General features: G+C 56.4%; 17 protein-coding genes. 6 read left to right on the top strand and 11 right to left on the bottom strand.

Features of this window, described 5'->3' with window-relative positions:
- Positions 1-58 precede the first annotated feature (58 nt).
- Positions 59-1,531 (top strand): multidrug efflux MFS transporter SmfY, encoded by a 1,473-nt coding sequence (gene smfY / locus CRO23_RS10605; protein ID WP_097101899.1) that lies wholly within the window; start codon positions 59-61, stop codon positions 1,529-1,531.
- A 200-nt stretch (positions 1,532-1,731) separates the two neighbouring features.
- Complete coding sequence (locus CRO23_RS10600; protein WP_004932132.1) at positions 1,732-2,223, top strand: Dps family protein; 492 nt, start codon at positions 1,732-1,734, stop codon at positions 2,221-2,223.
- Positions 2,224-2,268: 45 nt separating this feature from the next.
- On the opposite strand, the gene CRO23_RS10595 is transcribed toward CRO23_RS10600, so the two are convergent.
- On the bottom strand, positions 2,269-2,445 hold the full coding sequence (locus CRO23_RS10595; protein ID WP_025159792.1) for a YciY family protein: 177 nt from the start codon (positions 2,443-2,445) through the stop codon (positions 2,269-2,271).
- Positions 2,446-2,687: 242 nt separating this feature from the next.
- On the opposite strand from CRO23_RS10595, the gene cls reads away from it, so the two are divergent.
- Together cls and CRO23_RS10585 are read left to right on the top strand one after the other, a co-directional pair.
- Positions 2,688-4,148, top strand: coding sequence for a cardiolipin synthase (gene cls, locus CRO23_RS10590; protein ID WP_004932137.1), 1,461 nt, complete (start codon positions 2,688-2,690; stop codon positions 4,146-4,148).
- Positions 4,149-4,204: 56 nt separating this feature from the next.
- On the top strand, positions 4,205-4,528 hold the full coding sequence (locus CRO23_RS10585) for an HI1450 family dsDNA-mimic protein (protein ID WP_004932139.1): 324 nt from the start codon (positions 4,205-4,207) through the stop codon (positions 4,526-4,528).
- 73 nt (positions 4,529-4,601) lie between these two features.
- Here the strand turns inward: CRO23_RS10585 and oppF are convergent, their stop codons facing one another.
- The 7 genes from oppF to CRO23_RS10550 all read right to left on the bottom strand — a co-directional run bounded on the left by oppF (position 4,602) and on the right by CRO23_RS10550 (position 13,318).
- Positions 4,602-5,603, bottom strand: coding sequence for a murein tripeptide/oligopeptide ABC transporter ATP binding protein OppF (oppF, locus tag CRO23_RS10580; RefSeq protein WP_004932143.1), 1,002 nt, complete (start codon positions 5,601-5,603; stop codon positions 4,602-4,604).
- Complete coding sequence (locus CRO23_RS10575; protein ID WP_016927496.1) at positions 5,600-6,616, bottom strand: ABC transporter ATP-binding protein; 1,017 nt, start codon at positions 6,614-6,616, stop codon at positions 5,600-5,602. Before CRO23_RS10575 ends, oppF begins: the two co-directional genes overlap by 4 nt.
- An 11-nt stretch (positions 6,617-6,627) precedes the next feature.
- Positions 6,628-7,536, bottom strand: a complete 909-nt coding sequence (oppC, locus tag CRO23_RS10570; RefSeq protein WP_004932149.1) for an oligopeptide ABC transporter permease OppC — start codon at positions 7,534-7,536, stop codon at positions 6,628-6,630.
- 14 nt (positions 7,537-7,550) lie between these two features.
- Positions 7,551-8,471 (bottom strand): oligopeptide ABC transporter permease OppB, encoded by a 921-nt coding sequence (oppB, locus tag CRO23_RS10565; RefSeq protein ID WP_004932150.1) that lies wholly within the window; start codon positions 8,469-8,471, stop codon positions 7,551-7,553.
- Between the two features lie 83 nt (positions 8,472-8,554).
- Positions 8,555-10,192, bottom strand: coding sequence for an oligopeptide ABC transporter substrate-binding protein OppA (gene oppA, locus CRO23_RS10560; RefSeq protein WP_016927494.1), 1,638 nt, complete (start codon positions 10,190-10,192; stop codon positions 8,555-8,557).
- A gap of 147 nt (positions 10,193-10,339) precedes the next feature.
- A complete protein-coding gene (locus CRO23_RS10555; protein WP_016927493.1) occupies positions 10,340-11,977 on the bottom strand; it encodes an ABC transporter substrate-binding protein in 1,638 nt (545 codons plus the stop codon).
- Positions 11,978-12,673: 696 nt separating this feature from the next.
- Positions 12,674-13,318, bottom strand: coding sequence for a YchE family NAAT transporter (locus CRO23_RS10550; RefSeq protein ID WP_015378089.1), 645 nt, complete (start codon positions 13,316-13,318; stop codon positions 12,674-12,676).
- A 530-nt stretch (positions 13,319-13,848) separates the two neighbouring features.
- Here CRO23_RS10550 and adhE point away from each other — a divergent pair.
- Positions 13,849-16,521 (top strand): bifunctional acetaldehyde-CoA/alcohol dehydrogenase, encoded by a 2,673-nt coding sequence (adhE, locus tag CRO23_RS10545; RefSeq protein ID WP_097101897.1) that lies wholly within the window; start codon positions 13,849-13,851, stop codon positions 16,519-16,521.
- A gap of 119 nt (positions 16,522-16,640) precedes the next feature.
- Here adhE and CRO23_RS10540 read toward each other — a convergent pair whose 3' ends face one another.
- On the bottom strand, positions 16,641-17,225 hold the full coding sequence (locus tag CRO23_RS10540) for a thymidine kinase (RefSeq protein ID WP_015378091.1): 585 nt from the start codon (positions 17,223-17,225) through the stop codon (positions 16,641-16,643).
- 700 nt (positions 17,226-17,925) lie between these two features.
- Between CRO23_RS10540 and hns the strand changes: the two genes are divergently transcribed.
- Positions 17,926-18,333, top strand: a complete 408-nt coding sequence (gene hns, locus CRO23_RS10535) for a histone-like nucleoid-structuring protein H-NS (protein WP_004932170.1) — start codon at positions 17,926-17,928, stop codon at positions 18,331-18,333.
- A gap of 186 nt (positions 18,334-18,519) precedes the next feature.
- Here the strand turns inward: hns and CRO23_RS10530 are convergent, their stop codons facing one another.
- The gene (locus CRO23_RS10530; RefSeq protein WP_016927491.1) at positions 18,520-19,530 is read right to left on the bottom strand and encodes an NAD-dependent epimerase; all 1,011 of its coding nucleotides are present in this window, start codon (positions 19,528-19,530) and stop codon (positions 18,520-18,522) included.
- Between the two features lie 9 nt (positions 19,531-19,539).
- Positions 19,540-20,883 (bottom strand): UDP-glucose dehydrogenase family protein, encoded by a 1,344-nt coding sequence (locus tag CRO23_RS10525; protein ID WP_028127468.1) that lies wholly within the window; start codon positions 20,881-20,883, stop codon positions 19,540-19,542.
- Positions 20,884-20,912: the final 29 nt, after the last annotated feature.

Below are 20,912 nucleotides of genomic sequence, written 5' to 3'. Positions count from 1 at the left end.
GGAGGGTTACCACAATGGCGGCGCCTTCGCGCCGCCCACGTTAACTGGATTATGACTTATGTACGCCAAGAACCGCTGGTTAATCCTGACAATGGTCGCCAGCGCCCTGTTCCTGATCGTCATCGATATGACGGTGTTATATACCGCCCTGCCGCGTTTAACCCAGGCGCTGGATGCCAGCGCCTCGCAAAAGCTCTGGATCGTCAACGCCTACCCATTGGTGGTGGCCGGTCTGTTGCCTGGCGCCGGCATGCTGAGCGATCGCATCGGCCATAAACGGCTGTTTCTCGCCGGGCTGCCGGTGTTTGCCGTCGCGTCGCTGTGCGCCGCTTTCTCGCCTACCGCCGAGTGGCTGATCGCCGCGCGGGTATTCCTCGCCGTTGGCGCGGCAATGATGATGCCCGCCACGCTGTCCATCGTACGCCACGTCTTTACCGACGAACGCGAACGCGCGCTGGCGATCGGCATCTGGGCGTCGGTGGCCTCCGGCGGCGCGGCCATCGGCCCGGTGGTCGGCGGCCTGCTGTTGGAGTATTTCTGGTGGGGCTCGGTGTTCCTGATCAATGTGCCGGTGGTGTTGCTGGTCTGGCCGCTGGCATGGAAACTGATCCCGCGCTGCGGCGGCGATAACCCGCGCCCCGCCGATATCATCGGCTCGGTGCAGATCATGATAGGCCTGGTCGGCGCTATCTATGCGCTGAAGGAATTGAGCAAGCCGGCGCCTGACGTCAGCGCCTTGCTCGCAGCGGCCCTGATCGGCACCCTGTTCCTAGCGCTGTTCGTGCGTCGTCAGCAGCGCAGCACCCACCCGATGATCGATTTCTCCCTGTTCCACAACCGGCTGTTCGCCGGCGGCATCGGCGTGGCATTGCTGTCGATGGTGGCGCTGATCGGCGTCGAGCTGGTGCTCAGCCAACGCTTGCAACTGGTGCTCGGCCTCAGTCCGCTGCAGGCGGCGCTGTTCATCTTGCCGATCCCGCTGGCCTCGGCGCTGGCGGGGCCAATGGCCGGTTTGCTGCTGCCGCGCTATGGTGAGCGCAGCATCATTCTCGGCGGTTTCGCCCTGACCGCCTTCGGCATCGCCGGCCTCGCCCTGTTCTATCAGAGCGGCATAGCGCCGCAGCTGGCGAGCCTGGCGTTGGTGGGCTTCGGCCTCGGCGGCGTGATCACCGCCGCTTCCACCGCCATCATGCTGAACGCGCCGGAGGAGAAATCCGGCATGGCGGCATCTATCGAAGACGTCTCCTACGAGCTGGGCGGCGTGCTGGGCGTGACGTTGCTCGGCGGGCTGATGACGGCGGTCTACAGTCACAGCCTGGCGCTGCCGGCGGCGCTGCCGGTCAGCGATTTAGCCTACGACAGCATCGACGAAGCGTTGCGCCTGGCGGCCGGAATGGCGGCCGATCGCGCGCAGCAGTTGACGCAGCTGGCGCGTCTGGCCTTTGATCGCGCCTTTATTTCGGTACTGATCGCCGCCGCGCTGTTAATGGCGCTGGGCGCAGGTGTGGTAAAACTGGCGCTGCGCAAGTAACCGAGAAAAGCGACTTTTTTCGCCTGCGGAACCTGCGTAAACTGATTCGGCAATTTGCTCGACGGATTTATCGTCATCGGTTTGAGCGATGGCAATAATGCCTGTTATCGTATTTAACCCTGCGATAAATCCGGTTACTGTAACAGCTATGGAAATTGATTCTGTCTACTATCGGAACAAATAATCAGGAGAAGATTATTATGGCAACGGCAAAGAAAGCAGCGAAAACCCATATCGGCCTTGACAGTAAACAATCGGCAAAACTCGCCGAAGCGTTGAATGCGCTGTTGGCAAACTATCAGGTGCTGTATATGAACGTGCGCGGCTATCATTGGAACATTACCGGCCCGCAGTTCTTTGAACTGCACGCGAAATTCGAAGAGACATATAACGATCTGCTGACCAAGGTGGATGAGCTGGCGGAACGTATTCTGACGTTGGGCTCGCAGCCGCGTCACGCTTTCAGCGATTATCTGAAAACCGCCGACATCAAGGAACACACCAACGTGACCGATGATAAGGGTACGCTGCGCGGCCTGTTGGAAGGGTATTCAATCTTGCTGCAACAGCAGCGTGAGCTGCTGACGGTGGCGGCAGACGCTGGCGACGAAGGCACCGCGTCGTTGATGAGCGATTACATCAAAGAGCAGGAAAAACAGGTCTGGATGCTCAACGCCTATTTGGGCAAATAACTCAGACGCCATAACAAAACAGTCCCTCACGGGACTGTTTTCGTTTTACCACTCGCAGGATACCGCAAACAGCAGCGCGCGCCGATGCTGATCGTCCAGGCGCCGCCGCACCCGGATAATATGGCGATTGCTGCACGACTGGCGTTCCAGCCAGCGATGCCGCCGACGTTGGCTCTGCCGCAACATGCGCCAGCGGCCCACTTCATTTCTACTGCGTCTCATAATTCCGTCACTCGTTCGTCTAATGCCAACCGCGGGCATTATAGCCCTTTCCGCCCGCGATCCAAGCCGCCGTTATCGGCGGCACAGCGAACGCCACGCGGGCAAAAGCCGCCCTTTCAATTTCGGCAAGTGCCTTAACTTCATCATATTTATGTAACATAAGCGCCGATAAAAGGTTTCGCCTTGCCCGATCTGTGCGTACACTCATCATTGGTGGTTTGCGAACGGGATTTTTCGCCTTTATGACAACATTTTATACCGTAATCAGTTGGCTCATGGTGTTCGGCTACTGGCTGCTGATCGCCGGCGTGACGATGCGCATTTTGATGAAACGCCGTGCGGTTCCCTCTGCCATGGCCTGGCTGCTGGTTATCTATATTCTGCCGCTGTTCGGCATCGTCGCCTATTTATCGTTCGGCGAACTGCACCTGGGCAAGCGCCGGGCCGAGCGCGCCAAGGCCATGTGGCCGTCGACCGCGCGCTGGCTGAAGGAATTGAAAGAGAGCCGCCGCATCTTCGCCACCGAATACAGCGAAGTCGCCGAACCGTTGTTCCAGCTGTGCAACCGCCGCCAGGGCATCGACGGCGTCAAGGGCAACCAGCTGCAGTTGCTCACCACTACCGACGACACGTTGAAAGCGCTGATCCGCGACATCGAGCTGGCGCGCCACAACATCGAAATGGTGTTCTATATCTGGCAGCCCGGCGGCCTGGTCGATCAGGTGGCCGAATCGCTGATGGCCGCCGCGCGGCGCGGCGTGCACTGCCGCCTGATGCTGGACTCCGCCGGCAGCCTGCCATTTTTCCGCAGCCCCTACCCGGCGATGATGCGCAACGCAGGCATCGAAGTGGTCGAAGCGCTGAAGGTTAACCTGCTGCGCGTATTCCTGCGCCGCATGGATCTGCGCCAGCACCGCAAGGTGGTGCTGATCGACAACTACATCGCCTATACCGGCAGCATGAACATGGTCGATCCGCGCTACTTCAAGCAGGATGCGGGCGTCGGCCAATGGATCGATCTGATGGCGCGCATGGAAGGCCCGGTGGCCACTACGATGGGCATCGTCTATGCCTGCGACTGGGAGATTGAAACCGGCAAGCGCATTCTGCCGCCGCCGCCGGACGTCAACATCATGCCGTTCGAGCAGGAAAGCGGCCACACCATTCAAGTGATCGCCTCCGGCCCCGGTTTCCCCGAAGAAATGATCCACCAGGCGCTGTTGACCGCGGTCTATTCCGCGCGCGAGCAGCTGATCATGACCACGCCGTACTTCGTGCCGAGCGACGATCTGCTGCACGCCATCTGCACCGCCGCTCTGCGCGGCGTCGAGGTCAGCATCATCGTGCCGCGCGACAACGATTCGATGATGGTGCGCTGGGCCAGCCGGGCGTTCTTCTCCGAGCTGCTGGAAGCCGGCGTGAAAATCTATCAGTTCGAAGGCGGCCTGCTGCACACCAAAAGCGTGCTGGTCGACGGCCAGCTCAGCCTGGTCGGCACCGTCAATCTGGATATGCGCAGCCTGTGGCTCAACTTCGAGATCACCCTGGTGATCGACGACGACGGCTTCGGCAGCGATCTGGCCTGCGTGCAGGAAGACTATATCGCCCGTTCCAAACTGTTAAACGCCAAAGAGTGGCTGAAGCGCCCGTTCTGGCATCGCCTGGTCGAACGCCTGTTCTACTTTTTCAGCCCGTTGCTGTAAAAGCCGCGGCGAGCGTGCTTTAATAGCGCCAAATCATTTGTTATCAGGATTTTTTTATGGATTTGAATAACCGCCTTACCGAAGACGAAACGCTGGAACAGGCCTACGACATTTTCCTCGAATTGGCCGGCGACAATCTGGATCCGGCGGATATTCTGCTGTTCAATCTGCAGTTTGAAGAGCGCGGCGGCGCAGAACTGTACGACCCCTCCGAAGACTGGAGCGAGCACGTGGATTACGACCTGAACCCGGACTTCTTCGCCGAAGTGGTGATCGGTCTGGCGGACAGCGACGGCGAGCCGATCAACGACGTGTTCGCCCGCGTGCTGATCTGCCGCGAGAAAGACCACAAGCTGTGCCACATTCTGTGGAAAGAGTGATTCGCCGCCAGCGCATCGGATAAAAAAAGCCCCGCTTATTCAGCGGGGCTTTTTGTTGCCGGCTAGCGGCGCATTACAGCGGATCGACCTTCAGGCACGAAACCGCATGACGGAAACTGCCCTCCAGCAGCGGACGCGTCTTGGCGCACTCCGGCCCGGCGATCGGGCAGCGAGTGCGGAACACGCAGCCGGACGGCGGATTGATCGGCGAAGGCAGCTCCCCTTCCAACAGCTGGATCTGCTTTTCCTTCTCCTTGTCCGGATCCGGGATCGGCACCGCCGACATCAGCGCCTTGGTGTATGGGTGCTGCGGATTGTGGTACACCTCGTCATAGGTGCCCAGCTCTACCGCATGGCCCAGGTACATCACCAGCACGCGATCGGAAATGTGCTTCACCACCGCCAAATCGTGGGCGATAAAGATCAATGACAGCCCCATTTCGCGCTGCAGCTGCTGCAACAGGTTTACCACCTGCGCCTGAATCGACACGTCCAACGCGGAAACCGGCTCGTCGCAGATCACCAGCTTCGGTTCGAGGATCAGCGCGCGCGCGATGCCGATGCGCTGGCATTGGCCGCCGGAGAACTCGTGCGGATAACGGTTGATCAGGTTAGGCAGCAGACCGACCTTCAGCATCATCGCCTTAACCTTGTCCTTCACTTCCTGACGCGGCATTTTCGGGTAGTAGGTGCGCAGCGGCTCGGCGATGATTTCGCCGATGGTCATGCGCGGGTTGAGCGAGGCCAGCGGATCCTGGAAGATCATCTGGATATCGCTGCGGGTTTTGCGCCAGTCGGCGTCGTTCATGCCCAGCAGATCTTTACCCAGCCAAGCGACGCGCCCGCTGGTGGCCTTCACCAGGCCGATGATGGCGCGCGCGAAGGTGGATTTGCCGCAGCCGGATTCGCCGACCACGCCCAGGGTTTCCCCCTCGAACAGCCGCAGCGTAACGCCATCGACCGCCTTCAGGGTTTTCGGCGGCTGCCAGAACCACTGCTTGTCGTCATGAATGTCGAAGTGCACTTTCAGATCGGCCACTTCGAGCAGCACTTTCTTGTCGGTTACCGCTGTCATACCAACGCCTCCACCGGTTTAAAGCAGGCGCGCAGGCGCCCTTCCCCAAATTGCTCCAATGGCGGAGCGCTCGCGCACTGTTCCATAGCGTACGGGCAGCGCGGCTGGAACGGGCAGCCTTTCGGCAGCCGCAGCAGGTTCGGCGGGTTGCCGGGAATGGTCAGCAACGCTTCGCCTTCGGCGTCGAGGCGCGGCACCGCGTTCAACAGACCGATGGAATACGGGTGGCTCGGCTGGTAGAACACCTCGCGCGCGCTGCCGTATTCCATGGTGCGGCCGGCGTACATCACCAGCACCTTGTTGCAGATGCCGGCCACCACGCCCAGATCGTGGGTGATCATGATGATGGCGGTGTTGAACTCACGCTTGAGCTCGTTGAGCAGCGTCATGATCTGCGCCTGAACGGTCACGTCCAGCGCAGTAGTCGGCTCGTCGGCGATCAGCAGCTTCGGCCGGCACAGCAGCGCCATGGCGATCATCACGCGCTGGCGCATACCGCCGGAAAACTCGTGCGGATACATGCGCATGCGCTTGCGCGCTTCCGGCATTTTCACCGCGTCAAGCATGCGTACCGACTCTTCAAAGGCCTCGCTTTTGCTCATTTTCTTATGCAGCATCAGCACTTCCATCAGCTGTTCGCCAACGCGCATATACGGGTTGAGCGAGGTCATCGGGTCCTGGAAGATCATCGAGATCTCTTCGGCCCGCAGCTTGTTGAGCTGGTTTTCCGGCAGGTTGAGGATTTCGCGGCCGTTAAATTTGGCCGAACCGCCGATGCGGCCATTGCTGGCCAGCAACCCCATCAGGGCGAACGCGGTCTGCGATTTGCCGGAGCCGGATTCGCCGACGATGCCCAGCGTTTCACCGGCGCGCAGATCGAAGTTCAGATCGTTCACCGCCGTCACGTCGCCGTCCGGGGTGGAGAACGTGACGCGCAGATCTTTCACGTCCAGCAGCGGCGACGCTTTAACGCCGACGGCGGTTTGCAGTTGTGGATGTTCAATGGTGCTCATGGTGGCACTCCTTAACGATCTTTCGGGTCGAGGGCGTCACGCAGGCCATCGCCGATAAAGTTGAAACAGAACAGAGTGACTACCAGGAAACCCGCCGGGAACAGCAGCAACCACGGTGAAACTTCCATTGAGTTGGCGCCGTCGCTGAGCAATGCGCCCCAGCTGCTCAGCGGCTCCTGCGTGCCCAGCCCCAGGAAGCTGAGGAAGGATTCGAACAGGATCATGCTCGGCACCAGCAACGAGGCATACACCACCACCACGCCGAGCACGTTCGGCACGATATGCCGCAGCACGATGTTGCGCGTGGAGACGCCGCACACCAGCGCCGCTTCGATGAACTCCTTGCGCTTCAGACCAAGGGTTTGGCCACGCACGATACGCGCCATGTCCAGCCACGACACCATGCCGATCGCCACGAAGATAAGCAGGATATTCTGGCCGAAGAAGGTCACCAGCAGGATCACGAAGAACATGAACGGGAAGGAGTTGAGGATCTCCAGCAGGCGCATCATCACCGAGTCGATCTTGCCGCCCAGATAGCCGGACATCGCGCCGTACAGGGTGCCGACGATCACCGCCACCAGCGCCGCCGCCACGCCGACCATCAGCGAGATGCGCCCGCCGATCGCCACGCGCACCAGCAGATCGCGCCCGGAGGAATCGGTGCCGAAATAGTGCCCCGATTCAACGCTGGGTGCGGCGGACATCATCGCCCAATCGGTATCGTCGTAGGCGAATTGCGACAGCATCGGCGCCAGCACCACAAACAGCGTGATCAGCGCCAGTATGAACAGGCTGCTGACCGCCGCGCGGTTGTGCATAAAACGCCGACGCGCGTCTTGCCACAGGCTGCGCCCTTCCACTTCCAGCTTCTCGCTGAAGTGTTCCAGAGCTTCGCTGTTCTTTTTAGTCAACATCATTCGCGTGCTCCAGATTAATAACGGATTTTCGGATCGATGACCGCATACAGCACATCGACGATCGCGTTGAACAGAATGGTCAGAGCGCCCACCAGAATGGTCAGGCTCAACACCAGGGAGTAGTCGCGGTTCAGCGCGCCGTTAACGAACAGCTGGCCGATCCCCGGCAGACCGTAGATGGTTTCGATCACCATCGAACCGGTGATGATCCCGACGAACGCCGGGCCCATGTAGGACAGCACCGGCAACAGCGCCGGCTTCAGCGCGTGGCGGAAAATGATGCGACGCATCGGCAAGCCTTTGGCGCGCGCGGTGCGGATGAAGTTGGAGTGCAGCACTTCAATCATCGAGCCGCGCGTGATACGGGCGATGCTGGCGATATAGGCCAGCGACAACGCCACCATCGGCAAGATGATGAACTTAGGCGCGCCGCCGTTCCAGCCGCCGCCCGGCAGCCATTTCAACGTGATGGCGAAGATCAGCACCAACAGCGGCGCCACCACGAAACTGGGTATCACCACCCCGGTCATGGCGAACCCCATCACCGTGTAGTCCCATTTGGTGTTCTGGTTCAGCGCGGCGATCACGCCGGCGCTCACGCCCAGCACCACCGCCAGCAAAAACGCGGCCAGACCGAGTTTGGCGGAGACCGGGAAAGAGCTGGCCACCAAATCGTTGACCGAATAATCCTTATATTTAAAGGACGGGCCGAAGTCTCCCTGCGCAAGCTGCGCCAGATAATGACCGTACTGTTTCCAGATCGGGTCGTTCAAATGATATTTGGCTTCGATATTCGCCATGACTTCCGGCGGCAATGCGCGTTCCCCGGTAAATGGACTGCCGGGCGCCAGGCGCATCATGAAGAATGAGATGGTAATAAGGATAAATAGTGTCGGGATCGCTTCCAATAAGCGACGAAGTATAAATTTAAGCATTGCCCTAACCCTGTGCGACAGCCTGATGACGGCTTATTATTCTCAACATGGGCCGGCGGCCTGCGCCGCCGGCTCTTACCGTATCAATGCTTGATGATGTACAGGTTTTTGTCGTACACGTTATCAAGCGGGTCTTTGCCGGTGTAGCCACCAACGTAAGGTTTCACCAAACGGGCGTTCACGTAGTAATACAGCGGAACGATGGCGGAATCTTTATCCAGCTGAACTTCCGCTTTCTGATACAGTTCGGCACGCTCGTCTTTGCTCTTCGCGGTCAACACGTTGGCCATCAGCTTGTCGAACTCGGCGCTCTTGTAGTGCGGGGTGTTACTGCTGCTGTCGGACAGCATCATGTTCAGGAACGAACTCGGTTCGTTGTAGTCGGCGCACCAGCCGGCGCGCGCCACGTCATAGGTGCCCTGATGGCGGGTATCCAGGAAGGTTTTCCACTCCTGGTTCACCAGCTTCACGTCCACGCCCAGATTTTTCTTCCAGATGGAGGCGGCGGCGATCGCCAGCTTCTTGTGCAGGTCTGACGTGTTGTACAACAGGGAGAAGGTCAGCGGTTTACCCGGGCCGTAGCCGGCGTCGGCCAGCAGTTTCTTCGCCACTTCGTTGCGTTTTTCCTGCGTCCAGCCGAACCACTCCGGCGCGGTCAGCTTGGCGCCGTCGGTGTATGGCGGCGTAAAGCTGTAGGCCGGCAGATCGCCCTGATTTTTCACCTTGTTGACGATGATGTCGCGATCCATGCCCAGCTTCAGCGCTTCACGCACGCGCGCATCGGTGAACGGCGCCTTCTGGTTGTTGATTTCGTAGTAATAGGTGCACAGATAAGGATCGACGTGCACCTCTTTCGGGATCTCTTTCTTCAGCTTCTGGAACAGTTCGATCGGCATGTTGTTGTAAGTCATGTCGATTTCACCGGTGCGGTAGCGGTTAACGTCGGTCACTTCCGACGAAATAGGCAGGAACGTCACTTTATTGATGATGGTTTTGGCGTTATCCCAATATTCCGGGTTGCGTTCCAGTACGATGCGTTCGTTGACAATCCAGTCTTTCAGTTTGTAAGCGCCGTTGCTGACGTAGTTGGCCGGCAGCGTCCACTTCTCGCCGAATTTCTCCACCGCGTCTTTGTAAACCGGCTTCATGGCGTAGTGCGGGGTCATTTCAACCAGATAAGGCACCGGCTCGCTCAGGGTCACCTGGAAGGTGTGGTCGTCGATGGCCTTCACGCCCAGCGTCGACTTGTCTTTTTTGCCGGCGATGATGTCATCAACGTTTTCCACATGGGCGTACTGCAGGTAGCTGGCGTAAGGCGACGCGGTTTTCGGATCCACTACGCGCTGCCAGCTGTAGACGAAATCTTGCGCCGTCACCGGCTTGCCGTTAGACCATTTGGCGTCTTTGCGCAGGTGGAAGGTCCAGACTTTGAAATCCTTGTTATCCCAGCTTTCCGCGACGCCCGGCACGATGGAACCGTCCGGGCTGTTGTTCGCCAGGCCTTCCATCAGATCGCGGGTCACGTTGTTTTCCGGCACGCCCTCGATTTTATGCGGGTCAAGCGACTGCACTTCGGAACCGTTGTTTTTGACGATTTCTTGCTTGTCGGCCAGTTGCACGCCTGCAGGAACGTCGGCGGCAAAGGCGGAGGTGGTTGCTGTGATGCCCAGCGCGGCGATGACGCCGGCGGCAATGAGCGTTTTCTTCGTGATGTTGGTCATACTTATCGACTCCAGTTTTTATTATCACAGGCTCTTCGTGGAACCTGCGTTGCCCGTAAGCGGACTCTGTTTCCCGCCGCCGCGGAACGAATGCGGCGGCCGGCCTTCCCTATATTCCTCCGCGAGCTAGCGAGAGGAATACCCCTTTTACTGCTTGATAATGTAAAGATTTTTAACGTCGGTATAGTCCAGCGGATCTTTGCCGGTGAACCCGCCTACCGTCGGCTTAATCAACCGCGCGCTGACGCGGTAATACACCGGGATCAACGCGGAGTCTTTGTCCAGCTGCGCTTCTGCCTGCTGATAGAGCGCGGCGCGCGCGGCCTCATCCGGCGCCTTCAGCGTGGCGGCCATGATGGCGTCGAACGCCGGGCTCTTATAAAACACGGTATTGATGCTGCTGTTGGACAGCACCAGGTTCAGGAACGCGCTGGGCTCGTTGTAATCCCCGCACCAGGTGGCGCGCGCCACGTCGTATTGCCCCTGATGGCGGCTTTCCAGCGAGGTCTTCCACTCCTGATTGCGCAGCGTGACGTCGGCGCCGAGGTTCTTTTTCCACATCGACGCGGCGGCGATCGCCTGCTGTTTGTTTTGATCGGAGGTGTTGTACAGCAGCGAGAACTTCAGCGGCTTGGCGTCGCTGTAACCCGCTTCCGCCAGCAGTTTCTTGGCTTCGGCGTTGCGCTGTTCCTGGCTCCAGCCGGCCCACGCGGGCGGCGTAAAGTTGGCGCCTTCCGTAAAGGTCGGCGTGAAACTGTAGGCCGGGATCTGCCCCTGGCCCATGATCTTGTTGGCGATGATGTCGCGATCCAGCGTCATCTTCACCGCCGCACGCACCCGCGGATCGGTAAACGGCGCCCGCTGGTTATTGAGTTCGTAATAGAAAGTGCACAGATAAGGGTTAACGTGCAGTTGCTCGGGCACTTCGCGCTTCATTTTGACGTACAGGTACGGCGGGATCGCGCTGTTGGTGATGTCGATCTCGCCGCTGCGGAAGCGGTTGACGTCGCTGACTTCGGAAGCGATCGGCAAGAAGGTCGCCTGATTGATCACCGTCTGCTTGTTGTTCCAGTAGCTCGGGCTGCGCTCCAGTACGATGCGCTCGTTCACCACCCACTCTTTCAGGCGGTAAGCGCCGTTGCCGACGTAGTTGGCGGGCAGCGTCCATTTATCGCCGAATTTCTCCACTACCGCGCGTTTCACCGGTTTGAGCGACGTGTGGCTCAGCATGCTGATGAAATACGGCACCGGCTCGCTCAGCGTCACCTGCAGCGTCTGGTCGTCCAGCGCCTTGACGCCGAGGGTCTGCGGAGGCTTCTTGCCGGTCAGGATGTCGTCGATATTGTCGACTTTGGTGTATTGCAGGTAGCTGGCATAGGGAGAGGCGATTTTCGGATCGGCCAGACGCTGCCAGCTGTAGACGAAGTCTTGCGCGGTCACCGGACTGCCGTCGCTCCACACCGCGCCGGGGCGCAAGTGGAAGGTCCATTGCTGATAATTCTGGTTTTCCCAGCTCGCCGCCGCCGCCGGCACCACATGCCCGTTGGCGTCGGTGCTCACCAGCCCTTCCAGCAGGTTAAGAATGATATTGCTTTCCGGTACGCCCTCGACCTTATGCGGATCCAATGAAGCCACTTCGCTGCCGTTGTTGATCACAATATTCTGCTGCTGCGCCAACTGAACGCCGGCCGGCACTTCCGCCGCCAAACTGCTATTTATGGCGCCGACGCTCAGCGCGCCGCTAATCAACAAGGTCAAAGAAGTGCGCTTCAGGGTTTGCTGCATAATCGAGGCTCCTTTTCACCGACAAGCATCGCTTATCGAAGTTTGTGAAGTGTTTATAAGAATTCTAAATAAACGGATACCAGCAAAAATCATTCCCGTTTTTATGGCGCATTTCAGTTAATTGACCACGGGAAAGTTGCTCGGAAATTAGCAGAAGCCAAATTCCATAGCCAATAAATTTTACGAAAATGTTAAGCAATTCTCTTTTATCGCACGAAGCCCGATCCGGCCCCCAAGCTAGGGGACGCGGAGAAACAAAATCATCGCTATGATTTTAAAGGAAAAAAAGACGAAATCATTTCATTTGAAACCATCAACGCAATCTCATTACCGCACAAAGAAACATTCAGTTAACAATCCAGGCATTCAAAGAACAAACACCTGCCTATGGTCGGTTAATCACTAATAACACCTGGATGAAAGTGAGACAAGCCCCACAGAATGATGTGATTAATTTAACAACAGCTTTACCGTTGAGTGGGGGCAAAACGCGCGGAAATGGGGGAGGAAAAGTGTCTGAAATAACGCTTAGCGTTTTTTTTGCACAGCAACATGAGATTTATGCAACATAAGAGTGCAACCGCATAAATTTTATTCATCCTGTGCACTATAATAATGCGAACCAATAAATAATTTAAACTTTAAAATTAATTTTAGCCGCGCCAAGGCGAAAGGTGCGCGGCTAAACAAAGGGTATTACAACAGGCCGGGGAATATCGCCTTAATGCCGGTAACGATAAACTCGATCCCGAGCGCCATCAGCAACAGACCCATGATACGGGTGATCACGTTGATGCCGGTCTGCCCAAGCAAACGCACCAACAGCGGCGCGGCGCGGAACAACAACCAGCAGCAAAAGGCGAACAAGGCGATCGCGACCGTAAAGCCGAGCAGGCTTTGCCAGTTGTGATAACGGGAACTCCACACGATGGTGGAACTGATCGCCCCCGGCCCCGCCATCAGCGGCAGCGCTAATGGCACCACGCCGATGCTCTCGCGGATCGCGCTCTCCGATTTTTCCTGTTTGTTCTGTTTGTCTTCTCCCAGCTTGCCGCTGATCATCGACATGGCGATGGTCACCACCAGAATACCGCCGGCGATGCGGAACGAATCGATGGAGATGCCGAACATCCGCAAGATCCCTTCGCCCAGGAACAGCGATGTCCACAGAATAATGGCGACCGACAGGTTGGCGGTCAGGTTGGTTTTATTGCGCCCTGCTTCCGCCTGGTAGCTCGTCATGCTGATAAACACCGGCAAGATGCCCACCGGGTTGACCAGCGCAAACAGACCGACAAAGAACTTGATAAAGCCGGAAAGATCCAACAGAGATTGGCCCACAGATGGCTCCGCGTTAAGTGCTATAAAAGGTGTGCTGCCTATGCGCGCTAATGTAATGGAATTGCCGCGGGTAATCCATCCGGCGAAAGCAGCATTTTTGACTGCCAGCAAGTTAGGCAACAAAACAAATACCCTTTGTTAAAGTGATGTATGGCCTTTTGATTTTTTATGTTGAAAAAAGAGTCATCGATCACAGTTATTGATAATCACTCTCAACACCGCCAAGCTGAAAGGTGTCAGCTTGCACTTTTCATGATTTAGATCACAAATCAACTACCCAACAGTGGGTAAGCTCTTAGTCGTAGTCAGGGAGTAGAACAAAGTCGGTGGCAATCCAGCCGGTTCCGTTCTCTTCACTGCCTGCCCCTCCGGTTGGCGTAGGGTAAAGCTCTTTAAGCAAATCAGCAGCATGCGAAGAAATAACGCGGGAAAGCCCCGGTATTCGAATCACCGTTTATTCCCGTTATGACTATACTAGTGGCTCGCACGGCTTATTTACTGAAAGAGTTTAACATTATCAGGAGAGCATTATGGCTGTAACGAATGTCGCTGAACTGAACGAGCTTGTCGCACGTGTCAAAAAAGCCCAGCGCGAATATGCCAACTTCACTCAAGAGCAAGTGGATAAAATCTTCCGCGCTGCCGCCCTCGCCGCTGCTGATGCCCGTATCCCGTTGGCCAAAATGGCCGTGGAAGAATCCGGAATGGGTATCGTCGAAGACAAAGTGATCAAAAACCACTTCGCTTCCGAGTACATCTACAACGCCTATAAAGATGAAAAAACCTGTGGCATCCTGTCTGAAGATGACACTTTCGGTACCATCACTATCGCCGAACCTATCGGCCTGATTTGCGGTATCGTTCCTACCACCAACCCAACTTCTACCGCGATCTTCAAAGCGCTGATCAGCCTGAAAACCCGTAACGGCATCATCTTCTCGCCGCACCCGCGTGCGAAGAATGCCACCAACAAAGCCGCCGATATCGTGCTGCAAGCCGCTATCGCCGCCGGCGCGCCAAAAGACATCATCGGTTGGATCGACCAGCCTACCGTCGAGCTGTCCAACCAGCTGATGCACCACCCTGACATCAACCTGATCCTCGCCACCGGTGGCCCGGGCATGGTGAAAGCCGCCTACAGCTCCGGCAAACCGGCTATCGGCGTCGGCGCCGGCAATACGCCGGTCGTGGTAGACGAAACCGCAGATATCAAACGCGTGGTCGCCTCTATCCTGATGTCCAAAACCTTCGACAGCGGCGTTATCTGCGCTTCCGAACAGTCGGTCATCGTCGTTGACGCTATCTATGATGCGGTACGCGAACGTTTCGCTTCCCACGGCGGCTATCTGCTGCAGGGCAAAGAACTGAAAGCGGTGCAGGACATCATCCTGAAAAACGGCGGCCTGAACGCGGCCATCGTCGGGCAATCCGCACCGAAAATCGCCGAAATGGCAGGCATCAAAGTGCCGGCCAACACCAAAGTGCTGATCGGTGAAGTGAAGCTGGTCGACGAGTCCGAACCTTTCGCGCATGAAAAACTGTCGCCTACCCTGGCGATGTACCGCGCCAAAGACTTCGAAGACGCCGTCGCCAAAGCCGAAAAACTGGTCGCCATGGGCGGTATCGGCCACACGTCCTGCCTGTACACCGACCAGGATAACCAAACGGCTCGCATCGCCTACTTCGGCGATAAAATGAAAACGGCTCGCATTCTGATCAACACCCCGGCTTCTCAGGGCGGTATCGGCGACCTGTACAACTTCAAACTCGCGCCTTCGCTGACGCTGGGTTGCGGTTCCTGGGGTGGTAACTCCATCTCTGAAAACGTCGGACCTAAACACCTGATCAACAAGAAAACTGTAGCGAAGCGAGCAGAAAACATGTTGTGGCATAAACTTCCGAAATCGATCTACTTCCGCCGTGGCTCGCTGCCTATCGCGCTGGAAGAAGTGGCGACCGACGGGGCGAAACGCGCCTTCATCGTGACCGACCGTTTCCTGTTCAACAACGGCTATGCCGACCAGATCACCAAGGTTCTGAAGTCTCACGGCATCGAAACCGAAGTGTTCTTTGAAGTGGAAGCCGATCCGACGCTGAGCATCGTGCGCAAAGGCGCCGAGCAGATGAATTCCTTCAAACCGGACGTCATCATCGCGCTGGGCGGCGGTTCGCCGATGGACGCCGCGAAAATCATGTGGGTGCTGTACGAACATCCTGAAACCCACTTCGAGGATCTGGCGCTGCGCTTCATGGACATCCGCAAGCGTATCTACAAGTTCCCGAAAATGGGCGTGAAAGCGAAAATGGTCGCCATCACCACCACCTCAGGCACCGGTTCGGAAGTCACGCCGTTCGCCGTCGTCACCGACGACACTACCGGGCAGAAATACCCGCTGGCCGACTATGCGCTGACTCCGGACATGGCGATTGTCGACGCCAACCTGGTGATGAACATGCCGAAATCTCTGTGCGCCTTCGGCGGTCTGGATGCGGTCACCCACGCGCTGGAAGCCTACGTCTCGGTGCTGGCGAACGAATACTCCGACGGCCAGGCGCTGCAGGCGTTGAAACTGTTGAAAGAGTATCTGCCGGCCAGCTATAAAGAAGGCGCGAAAAACCCGGTTGCCCGTGAACGCGTGCACAACGCCGCCACCATCGCCGGTATCGCTTTCGCCAACGCCTTCCTCGGGGTTTGCCACTCCATGGCGCACAAGCTGGGTTCGGAGTTCCACATTCCGCACGGCCTGGCCAACGCGATGCTGATTTCCAACGTCATTCGCTACAATGCGAACGACAACCCGACCAAGCAGACGGCCTTCAGCCAGTACGATCGCCCTCAGGCGCGCCGCCGCTACGCTGAAATCGCCGACCATCTCGGCCTGAGCGCGCCGGGCGACCGCACCGCGCAGAAGATTGAGAAACTGCTGGCCTGGCTGGACGAGTTGAAAACCGAGTTGGGCATCCCGACTTCCATCCGCGAGGCGGGTGTGCAGGAGGCGGACTTCCTGGCGAAAGTTGACAAGCTGTCGGAAGACGCGTTCGACGACCAATGCACCGGCGCCAACCCGCGCTATCCGCTGATTGCCGAACTGAAGCAAATCATGCTGGATACCTTCTACGGCCGCGAATTCAGCGAAGCGGTCGACGAGGAGGCGGCAGCTCCGGCTGCAGCCAAAGCCGCGGTAAAGAAGCCCAAGAAATAACGGTTTCGTAAACCGATAAAAAAACCCGCCAAACGGCGGGTTTTTTATTGCGCCAGAGGCGCTGCATTTCGACTCACGCCGCCAAAACGCCTCAGCGGGCTTTGGCGGCGTTTTCTCCCCTATTCCAGGGAGTGAATCGCCTCTTTATAATGCTTGCGGCAGACGGAGACATAGCTCTCGTTACCGCCAATCACCACCTGCTCACCGGCGTGCATCGCCTGGCCGTTTTCATCCAAACGCAACACCATATTGGCTTTGCGCCCACAGTGACAGATGGTTTTCAATTCCACCAGCTTATCGGCCCAGGCCAGCAAATATTGGCTGCCGGTAAACAGCTCACCGAGAAAATCGGTACGCAGGCCGTAGCACAATACGGGAATGTCCAGTTGGTCCACCACATCGCACAATTGCTCAACCTGCGCCTTGGTCAGGAACTGGCTTTCATCCAGCAGCACACAATGCACCGGCTGCTGTTGATGCTCTTGCTGAATCATGGCGTACAGCATCGAGTCGTTGTTATAGAGCTGGGCTTGCGAGGATAAACCGATGCGCGAGCTGACCTTACCTACGCCAAAGCGGTGATCGATCTCCGCAGTGAACACCAGCGTGCGCATACCACGTTCTTGATAGTTATATGAAGACTGTAGCAGCGCGGTGGACTTGCCGGCATTCATCGCAGAGTAATAAAAATAAAGTTGAGCCATGGCCCCGCAACTCCGATGGTATAAGAAATATTCAAATGTCGATTAGGACGGTAAGTGTACCATAAGCCGCCCCCCAGGCTCAGCCCAAAGCGAACGAATATTGCGTTCGCCGTAATAATGCGCTTTCAAGCGAAACATATCGTTCTGTCGGCCCGTTCTTTTTACAGCTATTTACAGGATAATGTATGCCTGTCATCACTATTAATTCTTGCTAATGGTTAACCGCGATCATTTGCCCATTAATGCATAATCACGGTTTCACCGCGGCGGGTGCCGCAACCGCAACGGCGCGCCAGTCTATTATACTCGGGGCCAATACAGGGCATTTAATCACCTTCGCTGTCCCCGACGTTTCCTGACGCAATCTTTACCTATATACCCCTATTGTTTACAATGTCTGCCTAGCCATGACGTGATTAAGCCCACAGAACCCATTGTAATATTGATATAAATTACGGCGATAACTTATCGATGAAAGCCTTGCGACACGCGCCTTTTAAAGCATGCCTGTTGAAATTTTGACTTAAGTGCGACAAGGGTAATAGTTAACAGCCCTTCCTATATTAGTCGGACAGATCCGATTAACGGTTTTTTAAAAGGTAAATTTGAGTATTCAAGTCAATTTGGCTATTGCAGAAAAGAAAATAGCGCTCTATTATTATCGAGACGCCCCCCACCAATATAATTTGAGACTAGGACAATGAGCGAAGCATTAAAGATTTTGAACAACATCCGCACTCTGCGCGCCCAGGCAAGAGAATGCACACTGGAAACGCTGGAAGAAATGCTCGAGAAACTGGAAGTTGTTGTGAACGAACGTCGCGAAGAAGACAGCCAGGCTCAAGCAGAAATCGAAGAACGCACCCGTAAACTGCAGCAATACCGCGAAATGCTGATTGCTGACGGTATCGATCCGAATGAACTGCTGCAAACCATGGCTGCCAACAAGGCTGCCGGTAAAGCAAAACGCGCAGCACGTCCTGCTAAATACCAATATAAAGACGAAAACGGCGAATTGAAAACCTGGACCGGCCAAGGCCGTACTCCTGCGGTGATTAAGAAAGCTATCGAAGAGCAAGGTAAATCTCTGGACGATTTCCTGCTGTAATAGCGATTCGGCCCGTATCTGAAAGGCTCCCTGCGGGGGGCCTTTTCATTTTAAAGCTTATCGACGTGATCCTGCCTCATCCCTTTCCTTTTAGTAAATATCCTAATTCGCATTTTGTTCCTTGCATGGGGTTCCAGCGAAAAAAAAGGGCCCTAAGGCCCCTTTGTCGCATATACCCTCGTTCAATTATTGAACCTGGTAGAATGCCTTATACCAATCAACAAAGCGCTTCACACCCTCTTCAACGCTGGTTTCCGGCTTAAAACCAATGTCACGATAAAGCTCTGCGGTATCCGCGCTGGTATCCATCACGTCGCCAGGTTGCATAGGCAGCATATTCTTGCGGGCAGTTACCCCCAAAGCCTGCTCCAACGCCGTGATATATTCCATCAGTTTAACGGGGGTGTTATTGCCGATATTATAAACATGATACGGCGCGGAACTGGTCGCCGGCGATCCCTGTTCAACGGTCCATGACGGATCTGCCTGCGGAATAACCGCCTGCAGCCGCACAATCGCCTCGGTGATATCATCAATGTAAGTAAAGTCACGGTGCATTTCACCGTGGTTATATACATCGATGCTCTCCCCCGCCAATATGGCCTTGGTAAACTTGAACAGCGCCATATCCGGACGCCCCCAGGGACCATATACGGTAAAGAAGCGTAGCCCCGTCGTCGGGAGACCGTATAAATGAGCGTAACTGTGTGACATCAGCTCATTGGCTTTTTTGGTTGCCGCATACAGTGACACAGGGTGGTCGACAGAATCTTCGGTAGCAAACGGCAACTTGCGATTGAGGCCATAAACAGAGCTGGAGGAAGCGTAAAGTAAATGCTCGACCTTATTATGACGGCAGCCTTCCAGAACGTTCAAATGACCGATCAGGTTAGCGTCCGCATAAGCCAACGGGTTGACCAGCGAATAACGCACGCCGGCTTGGGCACCCAAATGAATGACTCGTTGGAACTGATGCTCGGCGAACAATGCCGCCATGCCCTCACGATCGGCCAAATCCAGCTTGATGAAGCGGAATCCCGGCTTATCCGCCAGCCTGTCCAGACGGGCCATTTTCAGGCCCACGTCATAATAGTCATTCAGGTTATCGATGCCGATAACCTGATGCCCGGCGGTCAACAAACGCTCTGCAACGTGATAACCAATAAACCCTGCGGCGCCTGTAACCAGGAATTTCATGCCCACTCCTTAAATAACCGGTTTAATCGAGGCACCGCGGCCAATCGCATAGTAGGTAAAGCCGCGATTCGCCAAACGCTCAGGATCGTACAGGTTACGTCCATCGAAGATCACCGGCTGTTTCAACGCACTCTTGATCACATCGAAGTCCGGTGCGCGGAAATTCTGCCATTCGGTGCAGATCACCAGAGCATCGGCGCCATGCAACGCAGCCTCTTTGGTACCCATCAGCTTCAAGTCGTCGCGCTGGCCATAGATGCGCTGAACTTCGTTCATCGCTTCCGGATCGTAGGCCTGGACGGTGGCGCCGGCAGCCCACAGCTGCTCCATCAGCACACGGCTGGACGCTTCACGCATGTCATCGGTATTCGGCTTGAACGCCAGGCCCCACAGTGCGAAGGTTTTGCCCTTCAAATCGCTGCCGAAATAGTCTTTGATAAAGCTGTTCAGCTTGTCTTTTTGTTGGTAGTTGACCTGCTCTACCGCCTGCAACAGCTTCGGTTGGTAACCGATCTGCTCCGCCGTGCGGATCAGCGCCTGAACATCTTTCGGGAAGCAAGAACCGCCGTAGCCACAGCCAGGGTAGATGAAGTGATAACCGATGCGTGAATCGGAACCGATGCCCTGACGCACTTTCTCGATGTCCGCGCCCAACATTTCCGCCAGGTTGGACATTTCGTTCATAAAGCTGATTTTGGTCGCCAGCATGCAGTTGGCGGCATATTTGGTCAGCTCCGCGCTGCGGATATCCATCATGATCATACGATCGTGATTGCGGTTAAACGGCTCGTACAGCTCGCGAATAGGCTCGATCACCTCTTTATTATCGGTACCGATCACGATGCGCTCAGGGCGCATGCAGTCAGCCACCGCAGCGCCTTCCTTCAGGAATTCAGGGTTGGACACCACGTCGAACGGCACGTTGCTGCCGCGTTTTGCCAGCGTTTCCGCCATCACCTGACGCACTTTGTCCGCCGTGCCGACCGGCACGGTAGATTTGTCGATCACCACTTTGCGATCGGTCATGTGCTCGGCGATGGTGCGCGCCACCGCGGTGACATATTTCAGATCGGCGGAACCGTCCTCATCCGGCGGCGTACCGACGGCGATAAACTGGATATTCCCGTGCGCCACGCCCGCTTTGGCATCGGTGGTGAAATGCAGGCGCCCGGCCTCATAGTTTTGCTGCACCAGCGGCGTCAGGCCCGGTTCAAAAATCGGGATATTCCCTTTTTTCAGGTTCTCGACTTTTCGCTCGTCAACATCGATGCACATAACGTCATGGCCAACTTCAGCCAGCACGGCGGCCTGTACCAGCCCCACATAACCAATACCAAAAACTGTTACTTTCATGTGAAAATCCTAGTTTTTCAAATTAAGAC

Source organism: Serratia sp. JKS296 (genome assembly GCF_900215445.1).
In the GTDB taxonomy this organism is placed as follows: Bacteria; Pseudomonadota; Gammaproteobacteria; order Enterobacterales; family Enterobacteriaceae; genus Serratia; species Serratia marcescens.
The sequence above is the reverse complement of the archived record's forward strand: the minus strand, read 5'-3'. Positions and strand labels throughout refer to the sequence as shown.